General features: G+C 73.6%; 11 protein-coding genes. 2 read left to right on the top strand and 9 right to left on the bottom strand.

The genetic code is table 11. The features are described 5' to 3' along the window. Nucleotides 1-41: 41 nt before the first annotated feature. The 5 genes from AC0VYD_RS05545 to AC0VYD_RS05525 form a co-directional block, all read right to left on the bottom strand. Nucleotides 42-1736 carry an ABC transporter substrate-binding protein gene (locus AC0VYD_RS05545; RefSeq protein WP_475478883.1) on the bottom strand — a complete coding sequence of 565 codons (1695 nt, stop codon included), beginning with the start codon at nt 1734-1736 and terminating at the stop codon, nt 42-44. 172 nt (nt 1737-1908) lie between these two features. Further along, nucleotides 1909-2955 (bottom strand): LacI family DNA-binding transcriptional regulator, encoded by a 1047-nt coding sequence (locus AC0VYD_RS05540; protein ID WP_475478882.1) that lies wholly within the window; start codon nt 2953-2955, stop codon nt 1909-1911. A gap of 163 nt (nt 2956-3118) precedes the next feature. Continuing rightward, entirely contained in the window at nt 3119-3997 is an 879-nt protein-coding gene (locus AC0VYD_RS05535; RefSeq protein WP_475478881.1) for an Fpg/Nei family DNA glycosylase, read from the bottom strand. A gap of 101 nt (nt 3998-4098) precedes the next feature. Next, nucleotides 4099-7182 (bottom strand): DEAD/DEAH box helicase, encoded by a 3084-nt coding sequence (locus tag AC0VYD_RS05530; protein ID WP_475478880.1) that lies wholly within the window; start codon nt 7180-7182, stop codon nt 4099-4101. Between the two features lie 138 nt (nt 7183-7320). Next, the gene (locus AC0VYD_RS05525; protein ID WP_475478879.1) at nt 7321-8769 is read right to left on the bottom strand and encodes a PucR family transcriptional regulator ligand-binding domain-containing protein; all 1449 of its coding nucleotides are present in this window, start codon (nt 8767-8769) and stop codon (nt 7321-7323) included. Between the two features lie 162 nt (nt 8770-8931). Here AC0VYD_RS05525 and gabT point away from each other — a divergent pair, with 162 nt between their 5' ends. Beyond that, entirely contained in the window at nt 8932-10266 is a 1335-nt protein-coding gene (gene gabT / locus AC0VYD_RS05520; protein WP_475478878.1) for a 4-aminobutyrate--2-oxoglutarate transaminase, read from the top strand. 196 nt (nt 10267-10462) lie between these two features. Next, nucleotides 10463-12325 (top strand): AfsR/SARP family transcriptional regulator, encoded by a 1863-nt coding sequence (locus AC0VYD_RS05515; protein WP_475478877.1) that lies wholly within the window; start codon nt 10463-10465, stop codon nt 12323-12325. Here AC0VYD_RS05515 and lepB read toward each other — a convergent pair. Genes lepB through AC0VYD_RS05495 form a run of 4 tightly spaced genes read right to left on the bottom strand, consistent with a single transcriptional unit; the run spans nt 12238 to nt 15713 of the window. Next, nucleotides 12238-12732 carry a signal peptidase I gene (gene lepB / locus AC0VYD_RS05510; RefSeq protein ID WP_475478876.1) on the bottom strand — a complete coding sequence of 165 codons (495 nt, stop codon included), beginning with the start codon at nt 12730-12732 and terminating at the stop codon, nt 12238-12240. The two genes, AC0VYD_RS05515 and lepB, sit on opposite strands and share 88 nt — an antisense overlap. Then, nucleotides 12729-14600 carry an ABC transporter ATP-binding protein gene (locus AC0VYD_RS05505; protein ID WP_475478875.1) on the bottom strand — a complete coding sequence of 624 codons (1872 nt, stop codon included), beginning with the start codon at nt 14598-14600 and terminating at the stop codon, nt 12729-12731. The genes lepB and AC0VYD_RS05505 overlap by 4 nt, the downstream gene beginning before the upstream one ends. Then, nucleotides 14590-15138 (bottom strand): TlpA family protein disulfide reductase, encoded by a 549-nt coding sequence (locus AC0VYD_RS05500; protein ID WP_475478874.1) that lies wholly within the window; start codon nt 15136-15138, stop codon nt 14590-14592. Before AC0VYD_RS05500 ends, AC0VYD_RS05505 begins: the two co-directional genes overlap by 11 nt. Then, the gene (locus tag AC0VYD_RS05495; protein ID WP_475478873.1) at nt 15135-15713 is read right to left on the bottom strand and encodes a MauE/DoxX family redox-associated membrane protein; all 579 of its coding nucleotides are present in this window, start codon (nt 15711-15713) and stop codon (nt 15135-15137) included. The genes AC0VYD_RS05500 and AC0VYD_RS05495 overlap by 4 nt, the downstream gene beginning before the upstream one ends. Nucleotides 15714-15723 lie beyond the last annotated feature (10 nt).

Raw genomic sequence — 15723 nt, 5'->3', positions numbered from 1 at the left:
GTGTGGAGCGCGCCCCGCACCGGGGGCGCGCTCCACACGTGCTATTCGGCCAGTTCGATCTCGGCGAAGGTGCGGATGGCTCCGAGTTCGAACCATCCGTCCCACATGGTCGCGTAACCAGGGCTGCCCTGGTCACTGGGCCAGTTGGTCCAGGTGGTGTTGGTCTGCTGCGACCAGAGGCCGTTGTACCAGAGCGGGATGGCCGGCAGCTCCTCCAGCTGGATCTCCTGGATCTGCGAGGTGATCTCCGCGGCGGCCTCCACGTCGTCGGCCGGGATCGCGGCGAGCTCCTCCACCAGGGCCCAGGCCTCCTCGTTCTCGTAGCGGCCGAAGTTGACCGTGCTCTGCTGCTCGCGGACCGGCAGCTGGAAGAGGTAGTCGTAGTACGTCCACGGGGTGTTGCTCAGCTGGCGCTCGTTGTTGACCACCATGTCGAACTCGCCCTTGTTGCGCTCCTCGACCAGCAGGTCGTGGTCGGGGAACTCCGCCACGACGTTAATCCCGACCTCCTGGGCGTTCTCCGCGATGACCCGGGCGGCCTCCATCCAGTCGGTCCAGCCGGAGGGCACCTGCAGGGTCAGTTCGATGGGCTCGCCGTCAGGGGTGTCGACGAAGCCGTCCCCGTCCTGGTCGGTGTAGCCGGCGTCCTCCAGGAGGGCGACCGACTCGTCCGCGTTGTGGGTGTAGCCCTTCTCCGCGACCAGCTCGTGGTCGATGTAGTCGTCCCACTGGGGGAGCAGACCGGTCGGGTTGGCGGCCTCGACGAGGTTGGAGTAGGGACCGTCGATGATCGCGTTCATGTCGATGGAGTGCGCCAGCGCCTTGCGGAACTCGGCGTCGTTCATCGGCTCACGGTCGTGGTTGAGCACCAGCCACGCGGTGTTGGCGGACTGCATGTAGGGCGGGCCGTCGTAGTAGCTGGTGATGGCCTGGCCGTCGATCATCTGGTCGATCCCGGGCAGGAAGTTGTTCGACAGGTCGACCTCGTTGTTGCTGAGCATGTTCATCGTCACCTCGTTGGAGGCGTTGACGATGTCCACGATGTAGGTCGGCTGCATCTCCAGGCCGAGCGCCTCGGTGCCCCACCAGTCGTCGTTGCGGCTCCAGACCATGCGGTCGTCGGCGTGCGCCTCGTAGACGTAGGGACCGCTGCCGACCGGGTCCTTGTTGGGGTCGTCGGTGAGCTTCTGCTGGTCCTTGTCGGCCCAGATGTGGTCCGGGACGATGGGGTGGCTGTAGGCCCAGTTCATCCACTCCTGGGGGCGGGCCTCGGAGAAGGTCACGGTGACCTCGCGGTCCCCGGTGGCCTCGACGCCCTCGATGAAGTTCCAGATGTTGCTGTAGGAGACGTCCTTCTGGCCGAGCTCGATGGTGGTCACCACGTCCTGGGGCACGATCGGTTCGCCGTCGCTCCAGGTCATCCCCTCGCGGAGGGTGATGACGTGGGTGGTCTCGTCGGTCCACTCGTCGCTCTCGGCGAGCCAGTGGACGTACTCGTTCTCCTCCGGGTCGAAGTGGAAGAGCGGCTCGTAGGCCAGACCGAAGGTGCCCACGGCGTACTGGCCGCGCATGATCGGGTTCCAGTTGACCGGCGGACCCCAGGCGGTGCCGGTGGTGTACAGCGTCTCGTCCCGGGGGTAACCCTCCGAACCGTTGCTGTCTCCGCCCTCGCTCGAGCAGGCGGTGGCAATGAGCGCCGCCGCCGCCAGAACGGCGGGAAGCCTCAGAAATCTCATCTCGACTCCTCCTTCCACCCGGTCGGCCCTCCACATGGGGGGAAGCCGATTCCTGTCTCGGAAGGCTGGGAGCGCTCCCAATCGGGAGCGCAAAGGACCGTTGCTGAACCGGGTAAGTGACGTTAACAACAACACGGACCGACGAACCCCGTCAATCCCCGACACTTTGCTGTTATTCGCTTGTAACAGCAGATACGTGGGAAACCGCCAGTGGACCCGTGCTCCCGCGGGGGTACAGCTCACCGGCCGAGGACTCCTGACTCGCAACCGGCTCACCCGCCAGGACGCGGCCGAGCATCCTTGCGACCTGGCGTCCGTGACCGACCACGTCCCGACTGATCGCGGTCAGTGAGGGCCGAACCAGGCGGCAGAGCGCGGAGTCGTCCCAGGCCACGATGGATAACTGGGAGGGCACGTCCACCCCCATCTCCGCCGCGACCCCGAGGCCGGCCACCGCCATCAGATCGTTGTCGTACACCAGCGCGGTGGGTCGCTCGGCCGCGGCGAGCAGCCGCCGCGTGGCCCTGGCGCCCGCCTCCCCCGTGTAGTCGGAGTGCACCGAGTACGCCTCCGCCAGACCCGCCCGGTCCGCCGCCTCCCGGAAGGCCTCGCCCCGGTCCGCGGTGTGCACGAACTCCTCCGGTCCACAGACCTGGACGACGTGCCGGTGGCCGAGCGCCGCCAGGTAGTGGACCACCTCGCGCACCGAGGAGGCGTCGTCGGTGTACAGGCACGGGAGGTCGCCCGCCCCGCCGGGGCCGCCGAGGAGCACGGCGGGCAGGTCCAGGCCGCGGACCGCGGCCGGACGGGGGTCGTCGACCCGAAGGTCGACCATGACCACCCCGTCGACGCGGCGCTCCGACGCCCAGCGCCGGTAGACCGCCAGCTCCGCGTCCACGTCCTCGGTGACCTGGAGTAACAGGTCGACTCCGGTGGCGGCCAACTCTGTCTCGATACCGGAGACCAGTTGCATGAAGAACGGTTCGATCCCGAGCGATCGGGCCGGTCGGTCCACCACCAGTCCGACCGCGCCCACCCTGCCGCCGGCCGACAGCGCCCGGGCCGGGTTGCTGGGAGCCCACCCCAGGTCACGGGCGATGTCGAGGATCCGTTTGCGGGTCCCCTCGGAGACCCCCGGGCGCCCGTTGAGCGCGTACGAGACCGCCCCCTTGGACACCCCCGCGGCCTTGGCGATGTCCATGATGGTCGGCCGTCGCATCAGAGCCCCCACAGTGTTCCCCCCAGCACAGGTTCCTCCCCGACGCACCTCGCGGAGCCCGGTTCGGCTGAACCGGTTAAGCGATCGGAGGGGATTTTACACACGGGGATCCCGGCCCCCCAGGGGGTTTCTCGTCCGGAGCGCGGCGGCGGGGCCGTTCGGGCTAGGCCTGGCAGCCCGGGCACCAGTACAGGGTCCTCCCCGACAGTTCGGCGGCGGCGACCGGCGAGGAGCACACCCGGCAGGGCTCACCGGTCCGGTAGCAGACGTAGAGGGTGTCGGGCCGGGGCACCGGGTACGCCTCCGGATCCGGGCGGTCCCGCGGGCGCGTGGTGATGATGTAGCCGTCCCGGACGCCGTCCCGCAGCAGACCGGTGAGGTCCGCCCACAGGGCGTCCCAACGCTCCCTGGTGAGCTCCCGGCCGGGGGTCCTCGGATCGATCCCGGCGCGGAAGAGGGACTCGGCACGGTAGATGTTGCCGATACCCGCGATCACGTCCTGGCGCATGAGGAGCACCGCGAGGCTGCTGCGGGAACGGCTCACCGCGCGCCAGGCCCGCTCGGGGTCGGCGTCGGGGCGCAGCGGGTCCGGGCCGAGGCGGTCCTGGACGGCGCGCTTGTCGTCGGCGGTGACGACCTCGCAGGCGGAGGCGCCGCGCAGGTCGGCCCAGCCGGAGGAGTTGACCAGCCGGACCCGGACCGCGCCCACCGGACCGGGCGGGACGACGAAGCCGTCGGGGCCGTGTTCCAGCTCGCTCCGGCCGGCTCCCGCGGTCCTGGGCGCGCCCAGGTGGCGTTCGCCGTCGGCGTCGCCGAAGGTCCAGGCGCCGTAGAGGCCCAGGTGCACGCGGAGCCACTCCCCGGAGTCGAAGCCGAGGAAGAGGTGCTTGCCGTGCGCCTCGCTCTCGGTGAGGACCCGCCCGTCGAGGCGGGCCGCTCCCCCGGTGAAGCGCCCCTGGGGGCTGCTGGCCCGTACGGCCGTGCCGCCGAAGGTCTTGTCGAAGTGCGCCGCCAACCGGTGCAGCGTATGGCCCTCAGGCACCCGTGCTCCCCTCCCCGCCCCTCACACCGCCCGGGTATCCGGGCGGACCAGGTCCTTTCGGGCATGTGCTCGTCGCCCACAGGATAGTGCGCGCCCGGCGGTCAACAGGCGGACAGGATCTCCTCCACCAGAGTCCGGGGGTCGGCCAGGCACCGCCAGGCGGGGACCACCACCACGAGGTCCTCGGTGGCCTGGTTGAGGGCCTCGCCCCTGGCCAGCAGGCGCCGCAGGGAGGGTCCGTCCGGTTCCCGGTCGAGCAACAGGAGTACGCGCCGGGCCCCGTAGCTGACCACCAGGTCCGCGGTCCGGCCGTGGACGCCCTCACCCACGGCCACGTCCGTGCCCGCCGCGCGCAGGGCGTCCACCAGGGCGGCGCCCACCGGGTCGGCTCCGGGCCGGGGGTGCCCGGTGAGCAGTTCGCCCAACGGTCCCCGGTCGCCGGACCAGTACGCGCGGTCGCCCACCGCCACGAGCCGTCTCCGGGTACGGGTGAGCACCGACGACCACAGGTGGGTCATCCCGCGCACCCGGCGTTCGGCGATGGCCGGAGCACCGGCTGCCAGCATCGGCGAGAGCACGGTGACGTCGACGGCCGCGGTGTCGCGGTCCAGCGTCGCGGGCCCGCCGACCCGCACCGGGCGGCTCAGCGTGCGCTGGCGCAGCAACCTGCGGACCAGCGCCACCTGCGGCTGCATCGGAGCCACCACTGCCAGGCCGTGCCCCTCGGGCAGCTCCCGGTCGAGCTCGGCCACGACCACGGCCACCCGGTAGGCCTCCTCCCGGTTGACGTAGGAGGAGCCCGGAGCCGCCTCGCACTCCCCGCTGACGTCGCGCCAGTCGAGGACGGGCGCACCGGCGGGGCCGGGGCGGCCCGGCCCCCGGACCCGCCCGCCGTAACAGTGCCGGGACGCGGCGCCGGCCAGGGCCTCGGGCGCTCCCTCGTGTTCGTCCAACCACAGCACCGGCGGTCCGGCCTCCCGCGCCGCGTGCAGCGCCGAACCCGTACCGTGCCGCAACGCGCGGTCGTCCAACTGGTCGGCGGCGAGTCCGGCGGCGGCCAGGGCCCGGCGCTCCTCCCCCGGCTCCAGCACGGTCCCCGGTCCGGGATGGGCGGGGTCGCCCGCCACCACGGCACGGTTGGCCCGGTAGAGCGCAGGCAGCAGCTCGCTGACCCGGGTCTGTTCGGCGCCCACCACGACGACCAGGTCGAACAGGCCGGCCTGCGGCGGCAGGGAGCGGACCTGGTCGGTACGGCACACCCAGACGGGCAGGGTGTCGAGGAGGTTGGCTAGCCCGGGCCAGCCCTCTCCGTGGTTCCAGTTGAGCGTTTCGAGGCGGTTCTCGACCGCCGTGCGGCCGCGCCGGAGGCGGGGACCGGTGACGGCGGCCAGGCAGTCGGAGCCGGCTCGCCGGTGATCGGCCAGAGCATCGGCAAGTTCTCCGGTCAGTTCGTTCAGGGGCGCGCACCGCGTTCTGCGGTCCACCGCCTCGCGCCACTCGCTCTCCAGGCGGGCCACCGAGCCCAGCTGGCTCAGCCCTTCGGGGTCGGTGGCCACCCCCAGCTCCCGGCGGACGGCGGCCCGGTGGCGCAGCCCGCCCAGACCGCCCGCGGCCGCGCGTTCGGCGCGGTACAGCCAGTACTCGGGGCCACCGCGTTCGGGGGTGAAAAGGCTGTCGGGGTCCCAGCCGCGGGCGATGCTGCGACTGCGCTCCCCGGCCAGGCGGGCGAGGACGTGCCCGCCGGAGGCCATCGTGTCCATGGCCGCCCAGACCTGCAGGACCCTGTTCCAGGACGCGGCCAGCTCAGTCCGGTGGGAGGTGCCCTCCTCCCCGGGGCCCGGCGGGCTCGCGACGGGCGGGACGTCGGCGTCCCGGGCGAGCAGCCCGGTGAGGAGGCGGTGCTCCGCGGCGCGGGGTCCGGGCCCGCCCGCTCGGACCGCGGGGTGGCCTGGCGCGGTGTCGGCCCGGGCCAGGACCTCGTCGAGGTCGGCCTCGGTGCGGCCGCACACCAGGATCCGCTGGCCGTGGGTGACGGCGGTGCGGGCCAGGGCGTCGACCAGGTCGTGGAGCCCGCTCCCGGGCGGTGCGGCGACCACGGTGAGCTGCTCGCGCATGGCGGAGCGCAGGACCGTGTACTGGGCCTGGCTGAGGAAGGTGGTCGAGACGGGCACCGGTGCCGGGTTGTGGTCATCGGCTCCGGCCGCACGACGTTGGGACCGGGCGCTCCTGCGCAGGAGGCCGGGGGCCGTCCGCGGTTCGGCGCCCCGGTCGCGCGGGACTCCGCGGAGCAGGGGCTCCAGAGCGGTGCCCGGGACGGCGTCCGGGTCGAGCCCGTCGCGGTCCGCGGGGTCCAGGTCGGCGAGAACGCCCTCGGCACCGCCCCGCTCCTGCGCGCCGTCCGGCCCGCCGGGCCCGGCGCGGAAGAGCACGGCGGTGTTGTGGGCCCCCTCGGCAAGCGTACGGGGGCGGCCCCGGGTGCCGAGCGGGGCGATGTCGTCGACCCGTTCGATCTCCAGCCGGGTGAGCAGGGTGCGCACCTTGGCCGCCAGGTCGGCGACGGCGGCGGGGCGCCGGGAGGTGTCGGGGGCCCCGGCGCGGAGTCGGGCGCGCAGTTCGAAGAGGTCCTCGGGGTCGGTGATGCCGAGCCGGCCGAGGAGGGCCGCGTTGATGTCGGGCGGTCCCACGGCGCGGACCGGCGGGGCGGCGCCGCCCGCACGGCCGCCGTGCTCCTCGGCCCCGTCCGCGGCCCGCACGTCCACGGTGAGCAGCGGCAGGACCACGCGCTCCGGTCCCCGCCCCAGGACCACGAGGGGGTAGCCGTAGCGCAGGGTCTGACCGTGGCGTCCGGCCAGGCGCAGGACCCGTGCGCCCTCCGGGTGCAGGGGAAGCGTGTCGCGGGCCCCGCTGAACAGCAGTTCGGGGCCGGCGGGCAGGCAGGCGCAGGCGTCGGAGCCCAGGTGCTCGGCCCGCACCGTGTGGGTGTGCACGGCCTCCCTGCGCAGGCAGGCCCTGAGGTAGGCCAGGAAGGCGCGGACCCCGCCCCGGTCCACCGGGGGGTTCCAGAGCAGGGAGGCGGCGCCGATCCCGGTCCTGCCGGTCTGGCCGTATCCACCGGGAGCGTGTCCGCCGGGCGGCGGATACGGTCCGGTTCCGGTGATCTGTTCGTCGTCCCGCAGTGACCTCACGAGCCCCCCTGACCGTCCGACCTTTGGTGATCAGACGACTACTCCCCGCTATCAGGGTTCATTGTGGTGCATTTTCCGCGGGGCTGCCCGGGGAACGCCGGAACCCGTCACCGCTTCGGCCCCGACCGCGGGGACTGGTCAGGACCGGGCCTCGCGCAGACGCAGGGCGATCCACAGTTCCGTGCGGTGGTCGGGGTCGTCCAGGTCCCCGGGGAGCAGGTCCCGGATACGCCTCATCCGGTAGCGCAGGGTGTGCCGGTGCACGCCCAACCGTTCGGCGGCCGCGTCCCAGCGCCCCGAGGCGGCCAGGTAGGCGCGCAGCGAGGCGAGGAGTTCGGGGGCGCCGCGCTGGTCGTCGATCGGAGCGAGCAGGTCGTCGGCCAGCCTGGCGCCCTCGGGGGTGTCCAGCAGGCCGAGGAGGCCGCCCGGCAGCAGGTCGAAGCGCTGGAGGGCGCTGCCGTCCTCCACCGCGGCCGTGCGGGCGCGCTCGGCCTGGGCCCGGGCGGCGGCCAGGTCCGGGTAGCCGACCGGGGCGCTCAACCCCGCGGGACCGTCCAGGACCTCGGCGAACACGCTCTCCTCCGTGTCCGCGGCCGCCAACAGCACCGTGCGCCCCTCGTGCTCCGTCACCAGGGCGCCCTCGGGCAGGGGTCCCTCGGGTTGCGCCCCCTCCGCGACGGCCAGCACCACGGGTTCGGCGGGCAGGACCGCGCGCAGCCCGGAGGCGCCCGGGTGCAGCGGGTCGAGGGCTCCGTCGAGCAGGGCCGAGAGCACGCCCGCGCGCAGCAGGCCGACCCGGCCCGGGGACGAGCGTTCGAGTTCGAGGGAGAGCAGCGACACCGCCGCGTTCACCAGGGTGCGGTCCTCGGAGCCGGACACCCGCACCCCGCCGACCGCCAGGAACCCGCGGGCCCGGCGCCCCGTGGACAGGGGCTGGACGGAGACCCGGTCGTCCCGGGAGGCCACCGAGACGCTGGATCTGGGGCCCGCGCCGCGCAACCGGGAGAGTTCCGCGGCCAGCCCGGGGGCGCGGTCGGCCGCGGCGGCGGGGGCCGCGTGCCGGACGGAGCCGTCGGGTGCCAGCAGCAGGACCCACCCGCCCAGTTCCCGGGCGAGCCGGTCCACGACGGCGGACGCCCCGGTGAGTGCCGCCCGGGTGAGCTCGCGCTGGGCGTTGAAGGCACGGTTCAGCCCCTCGTACTCCTCCTTGGCCAGCAGCCGTGAGACCTCCTTGCCGACCGCGATGAAGGGCGTTCGGCGGTCGACCTCGAGCAGGGCGACGCCGAACTCCTCGGCTGCGGCGCGCAACTCCCCGGGTGTCTCCTCGAAGTTGACCGCGGCGCCGAAGCCGAGCCCGGCGACATCGCGTTCCGCCAGGCGGCGCACGTAGGCGCGTAGGTCGGGCAGGCGCTCGACCCACCGCACGCCGGTGGTGAGCACCAGCTCTCCCCCGGCGAGGTAGGGGGTGGGGTCGCCGAGCTCGCTGACCGCCACCCACTCCACCTGACGGTGCACCCGGTCCTGCCCGGCGAGCAGCCGCAGGCGCAGGTGGGGCGTGCGCAGCAGGGCCCCCAGTGTCGGCGGCATCCGCCTCTCCCCCCGTAGCTCTGCCCGTGGTCCGCCACGCCCTGACGCAATGGCGCAGGACGCTCATTCGATTATCCACTGTGTCCATGGGTGTCCGGTTCGACGCGGCCTAGTGTCTTGCGAGTCCGCACCCGTACCACCACTCCACAGGGAGGCAGCCGTATGGCCCCGACCGAGGTCGCCCAGTCCCGCCGGATCGTCACCGAGATCCCCGGCCCCAAGTCCCGCGCGATCCAGCAGCGCCGCTCCTCCGCCGTCGCCCAGGGCGTGGGCAGTGTGCTGCCCGTGTACGTGGAGCGCGCGGGCGGCGGCATCGTCGAGGACGTCGACGGCAACGCCCTGATCGACTTCGGTTCCGGCATCGCCGTGACCAACGTCGGCAACGCGAACCCCCGCGTGGTGGAGCGCGCCGCCGAACAGCTCGGCCGCTTCACGCACACCTGCTTCATGGTCAACCCGTACGAGGCGTACGTGGAGGTCTGCGAGGCGCTCAACCGGATCACCCCGGGCGACCACGAGAAGCGTTCGGTCCTGCTGAGCTCGGGCGCGGAGGCGGTGGAGAACGCCGTCAAGGTCGCCCGCAGCGCCACCGGGCGCCAGGCCGTCGTGGTGTTCGACCACGCCTACCACGGCCGTACCAACCTCACCATGGGCCTGACCTCGAAGAACATGCCCTACAAGCAGGGGTTCGGTCCGTTCGCGGGCGAGATCTACCGGATGCCCATGGCCTACCCCTACCGCTGGCCCACGGGCCCGGAGAACTGCGGCCCCGAGGCGGCGGCCGCGGCGATCGACCAGATCGCCAAGCAGGTCGGCGCCGAGAACGTGGCCGCGCTGGTCATCGAGCCGATCCAGGGCGAGGGCGGCTTCATCGAACCCGCCCCCGGTTTCCTGCCCGCGCTGGCGGAGTTCTGCCGCGCCAACGGGATCGTGTTCGTCGCCGACGAGGTGCAGACCGGCTTCGCGCGCACCGGCGACATGTTCGCCTGTGACCACGAGGGTGTGGTGCCGGACCTGATCGCCACCGCCAAGGGCATCGCGGGCGGCCTGCCCCTGGCCGCGGTGACCGGCCGCGCCGAGCTCATGGACGCAGTGCACGGCGGCGGTCTGGGCGGTACCTACGGCGGCAACCCGGCCGCCTGCGCGGCGGCGCTGGCCTCACTCGACGTCATCGAGTCCGAGGACCTGACCGGCCGCGCCCGGGAGATCGGCGAGCTCATGCTGGACCGTCTGCGCTCCTTCGCCGACAGGTTCGACGTGGTCGGCGACGTGCGCGGCCGCGGCGCGATGATCGCGATCGAGCTGGTCTCCGACGGCAGGACGCCCAACCCCGAGGCCGTGGCGCAGGTGCTCGGGCACTGCCACTCCCGCGGTCTGGTCCTGCTGAGCGCGGGTACCTACGGCAACGTGATCCGTATGCTTCCGCCGCTGGTCATCAGCGACGAGCTGCTCAACGAGGGCCTGAACATCCTGGAGGAGGCCCTGGCCGGGCTGTAGCCCGCCGGAGCGACGGGCCGCGCCCCGGCGGGCGCGGCTCCGCCCGGGGCCCGGCGGGCCCCGGGCCGCCGTCGGGTGAAGGGACCCGGATCCCTTCGCCCGCAGGGATCCCGCCCCCGCGGAAGCTGGAAACCGGAAGGGGGCGCCGTTAGTATGCCTTCGTTGGGAGCGCTTCCAAACGATCTCTGGAGGTCGTATGGAACTGGAGTTCAGACTCCTCGGCCCGGTACGGGTCCTGCACCGCGGGGTCGAACTCCCGCTCGGCGCGCCCAAACAGCGCAGCCTGCTCACAGCGCTCCTCCTGCACCCCAACCGGGTGGTCCCCCTGGACCGGCTGACCGCGGCGCTGTGGGAGGACGCGCCACCGCCGTCCGCCCTGGCGAACCTGCGCACCTACGCCAACCGGTTACGGGGGCGGATCGCCCCGTCCGCGGGGGGCCGCGATCGTCTCGTGACCCACCGGCCCGGTTACCTGGTGCGTGTCCGCCCCGGCGAACTCGACGCCTCCGCCTTCACCGAGCACCAGCGCCGCGGGCACACGGCCCTCCGGAAGGGCGACGCGGAGACGGCCGTGGCGGAACTGGAGCGCGCACTGGACCTGTGGCGGGGGCCCGCCGCCGAGGGGACGCCCCGGACGATGGAGCTGGCGCCGCGGCTGGAGGCCCTCGACGAACAGCACCACACCGCGGTCGAGGACCTCATGCGGGCCCGGCTCGCCCTGGGCACCGACGCCGAACTCGTCCCCGATTTACGCACCCTGGCCGCGGAGGCCCCGACCCGGGAGGGCCTCTGGCGCAGCCTGATGCTGGCGCTGTACCGCTCGGGCGACACCACCGCCGCGCTCAACGCCTACCGGGCCGCGTGTCACGCCCTGGACCGACACCTCGGTGTCGGACCCGGCGCCGAACTGGTCCTCCTGCACAAACGAATCCTGGACCGCGACCCCGCCCTGGACAGGACCGAACCGGCCCCCGGGGGAAGCACCGCGCGCGACCGCGCCCCCCGCACGCTCCCGCCCGAACCCGACACGCTCGTCGGGAGGCAGGACGAGCTCGCCGACCTGGAACGGGCCCTGCGCCCCGGTGCGCGCCCCGCCGTTGTCGCGGTCCACGGCTGCGCGGGAAGCGGCAAGTCGTTCCTGGCCGCCAAGGCGGCCGCCGCCCTGGCCGACCACTACCCCGACGGAGGGCTGCACGTGGACCTGAGGGGTCCGGCAGGAGCCCTCGCGCGCAGCCGCGCCGACGTGCTGGGCGCCCTGCTGCGCGGGCTCGGGGCGGACGTGTCCGCACGCGCTTTTGACCCCGAAGAGCTCCTGAGCCTGTTCCGGGAGTTCGTGTCGGAGCGCCGCATGCTCCTGTTCCTGGACAACGCCGTGGACGAGGCCCAGGTCCGCCCGCTGCTCACGACCGCGGCGGGCTCGGCCACCCTGATCACCTGCCGGAGCCCGCTCAGCGCGCTGGAGGGGGTCCGGCATGTCGGCCTCGGCCCCATGCCGCTTACCGAGGCCCTCGACCTGCTCTCCGCGCGGTGCGGCGCGGAACGGGTCCGGGCGGATCCCGGGGCCTCGGAACGCGTCGCGGAACTGTGCGACCGCCAGCCGTTCCCCCTGTGGATCTCGGGCAGCCGGTTGTCCGCACGCCGCGAGTGGTCGATGGCCGTGTTCGCCCGCCTGCTCTCCGACGAACAGCACCGGCTGGACGCACTGTGCTGCGGGGACCGCTCGTTCCGCGCCGCCCTGGACCTGGGCTACCGGCAGCTTCGCGAGGGCCGGGGCCCCGTCGACCGGCAGGCCGCCGTGCTCTTCCGCAGGCTCGGCCCGACACGGATCGAGACCTTCGGGGTGGACCTGGCGTCGGCCCTGCTGGCCCGCGACGCCGCCGTCGCGACCACCGCGCTGGGCCGCCTGGCGGACCTACGGCTGATCGAACCGGTGTGCCCCGGCGGTTACCGGATGACGGGGTTGCTCCGCGCCTACGCGACGGAGCGGGCCGAGGCCGAGGAACCGAGTCCGCGCAGCACCACCCCGAGCAGGCGCTCCGCCGGAACACAGCCCCAGTAGCGGGAGTCGACGCTGCAGTCCGGGTTGTCCCCCAGGACCAGCAGGTGCCCCGGCGGGACCGGAGCGCCCGGGACCGCTCCCGGCGCGCCGCGGAAGGCCTCGGGCACGGAGTCCCCGGGCAGCACGGCCGCCCGTTTGATCACCCAGGCGCCCCGGGACACCGGCACCCGACGCGGGCCGGACCACACACCCGGCCCGTCCGGCTCCTCGACCACGACCACGTCCCCGGCGCGAACGTGCTCCAACGACCGTCTGCGCACCAGGACGCGGTCCCCCGGAGCGAGGCGGGGCAACATGCTCTCCCCCACGATCTCGACCACCGTCAGGGTTCGCCGCAGCCACAGCAGCGCTCCGCCCGCCAGGGCCAGCACCGGCAGCACCGCCGCCGTCAGGGCGAGCACGGTCACGCCCCCTCCCCGGTGCCGGTGCGCTGGTATCCCCTGGCCTGGAGTCCGAACAGACGGGCGTAGGCGCCCTGCTCAGCGATCAGCGACTCGTGGTCGCCCGACTCCACCACCCGGCCCTCCGCCAGCACCACGAGCCGGTCGGCGTCACGCACCGCACCCAGGCGGTGCGAGATGAGCAGACTGGTGCGTCCGCGGCGGTGCTCCCGCAGACCGGTGTGCACCTCGTGCTCGGCCTCCGCGTCCAGTCCCGAGCTGGGCTCGTCCAGGATCAACAGGTCGCGCTCTCCGCGCAGGTAGGCGCGGGCCAGTGCGACCCGCTGCCACTGGCCGCCGGAGAGTGTGACCCCCGCCCTCGGGTCCGACTCCAGGTCGCCGTCGGGAAACATCCTGGTCAGCAGCGTTTCGTAGCCGCGCGGCAGTGCGGCCACCGTCTCGTGCACACCCGCGCGTTCGGCGGCGGAGCGGATCCTGCCCTCCCCCTGCGAGCGCAGGACGTCCACGTCACCGAGGCCGATGTTCTCCCTCGCCTTCAGGTCGTACTCCATGTAGTCCTGGAAGACGGCGCCGATACGGCGGCGCAGTTCCCGGGGGTCCATCTCACGCAGGTCCACGCCGTCCCACAGCACCGCGCCGTGGTCGGGGTCGTACATCCGGCACAGCAGTTTGACCAGGGTGCTCTTGCCCGCCCCGTTGCGGCCCACGAGGGCCACCGACCGGCCGTGGGGCAGCACGAGGTCGACGCCGCGCAGCGCCCACGGATGGTCCTCCGAGTAGCGGAACCACACGTCGCGGAACTCGATACCGCGCCGCAGGGCGGGCACCGGACCGGGCCGCTCCGCGACCGGCAGGTCGGGGCCGGCACCCACGACCCGGAGGTAGTGGTCGAACATGAGCAGCTCGTGGTGCGCCATGGCGACCTCGCGCACCAGACCGACCAGAGCGCCCTGCACCCCGGCCACGGCCGCGACGAACAGCGAGACGTCGCCGACCGTGATTCGCCCCTGTGCCGCGGCGAGCACCACCCACACCAGGCCCCCGCCGGCGACAGCCGCCGTGAGCAGGCCGAACACGATCTGGGTGGCCAGCTCGCGCCGGTCCATGGCGCGGCGCTCGGTGTTGGAGGCGCGCCGCTCACGGCCCATCCGCTTCCTCAGGTACCCGGACGTGTCGAACAGCCGCAGTTCCTTGGCGGCGCGAACGTCGGAGAGCAGTTCCCGGAAGAAGAACTCCCGGCGCTCGACCGGGCCGATCCGCCACATCATCGCGGCCCGCCGCCGCGAGAGCCGGAGCTCGGCGACGAGTGCCGGCACGGCGGCCGTGAGGACGGCGAAGGCCATCCAGGGACTGATCACCACGAGGGCGCTGAGGAACCCGAGGATGGTGACCACGCCGCTGCCCACCGCGAAGACCCCGGCCACCACCATGCCCGGCGTCTGACCGCCGGACTGTTGGGCCAGGCGCAGCCGGTCGAGGAAGGCCGGATCCTCGAACCTGGCCAGGCCGGTCAGCCTCTCGACCGCGCCGAAGAGACGGTCCTGGGAGAGCAGGCCGACCCTGCGCTGCAGCTCGCCGCTCAGGTACTGGATGACGTGGGGCAGCAGGGCCCCGACCGCCCCGGCCAGGGCGAGGGCGAGTGCGATCGGCAGGAGCTGTTCGACCCCCGCCCCGGGCGCCGCGATCACGTCCAGGGCCAGTTTCGTCAGCCACGCCGCCGCCACGGGCACGGCGGCCCGGACCAGGCTGAGGGCGCCGTAGGCGATCGCCAGGTACCGGCCCGCGTACCAGCAGAGCGCGAGGGCCGCTCCGACCCCGCGCAGGCTCGTCCGCACCCGGTCGGCGGTCGGCTCCGCGGCCGGGTCAGGCGTCAACGCGGGTCTCGAGGTCGCCCGCCAGGAATCCGCTGGCGAGTACGCGGCCGGAACCGTCCAGCCGGGCGAACGAGGGGAAACCGCGGACCCCCAGGGCGGTGGCCACGGCCCCGCCGTCCTCCTCCACCACCAGCCGGGCGACCGGCGCGAGCAGTTCTCCGTGCGACGCGGCCTCTCCGGGGGGTCCCACGACGACGGCCAGGACGTTGTCCCTCCCCCCGGGGAAGGTCCGGGCCAGCTCCAGGAAGTGGGGCAGCTGCTCGGAGCACGCCGGGCAGTCCGGCGACAGGACCGCCACCAGGGTCTCCCCGGCCAGACCGTCCCGGCTGACCTCGTCCCCGTCCTCGGTCCCGGCGGTGAACGGCCCCACCGTGTCCCCGGGCCGGACCATGACCCCCTCCGGGCGCCACGGCCCGGAGATCCGCTGGATCAGCTCGGTGTGCTCCCGCAGGCGACGGATCACGCCGACGGTGAGGATCAGGTTCAACACGCACAGCGCGCCGACCAGGAGGGCGACGACGAACAGTAGAGGGGTCATGGTGCGGGCAGGCTCCTGGGCTTGGCGGGGAGGAACAGGTCGAGGAGGTCGTCGAGGAGCAGGACGAGGAGGGCCGCGAACCCGCCGAGGGCGAGGGCGGCGGCGGTGTCGGCCGGGGCCGGAAGGGTGTCCGGGGCGGAGGGGGCCAGCGCGAGACCGGCCACGGCGACCGCGGTGAGCACCAGGTTGCGCGCGGCGTGCGCCGGTCGCAGGTCCCGGTCGGCACGGCCGAAACAACGGCAGGGGACGCGGTCGCCACGGCGCAGGACCGCGACGACGGCAACCGTGAACGCGGCGAGCAGGAGGGCGGCGGCCGTGAACCCGAGGACGCCCCTCGCGGGGAGGAACAGGAGCGGGGGGACCACGGCCTCGGCGGACACGAGGACGAGGGCGAGCACTCGGGCCCGGTGCGGGGGGCCGGGGCCCCGCCGCGCACCGACCGCCCACCGCGGCGCCAGCCGCGACACGGCGGACACGTACCCACCGAAGGCCCGGCGGCTCCGCAGCTTGCCGAAGGCGGAGGCCGCGAACACCAGGGCCAGGAGACACTGGCAGGCGGTCAGCGCGTGGAGCATCAGCGGTCGA

Source organism: Nocardiopsis sp. iso_40, from assembly GCF_056173285.1.
Note: the sequence above shows the minus strand (reverse complement) of the source record. Positions and strands in the feature narration are given on the sequence as shown.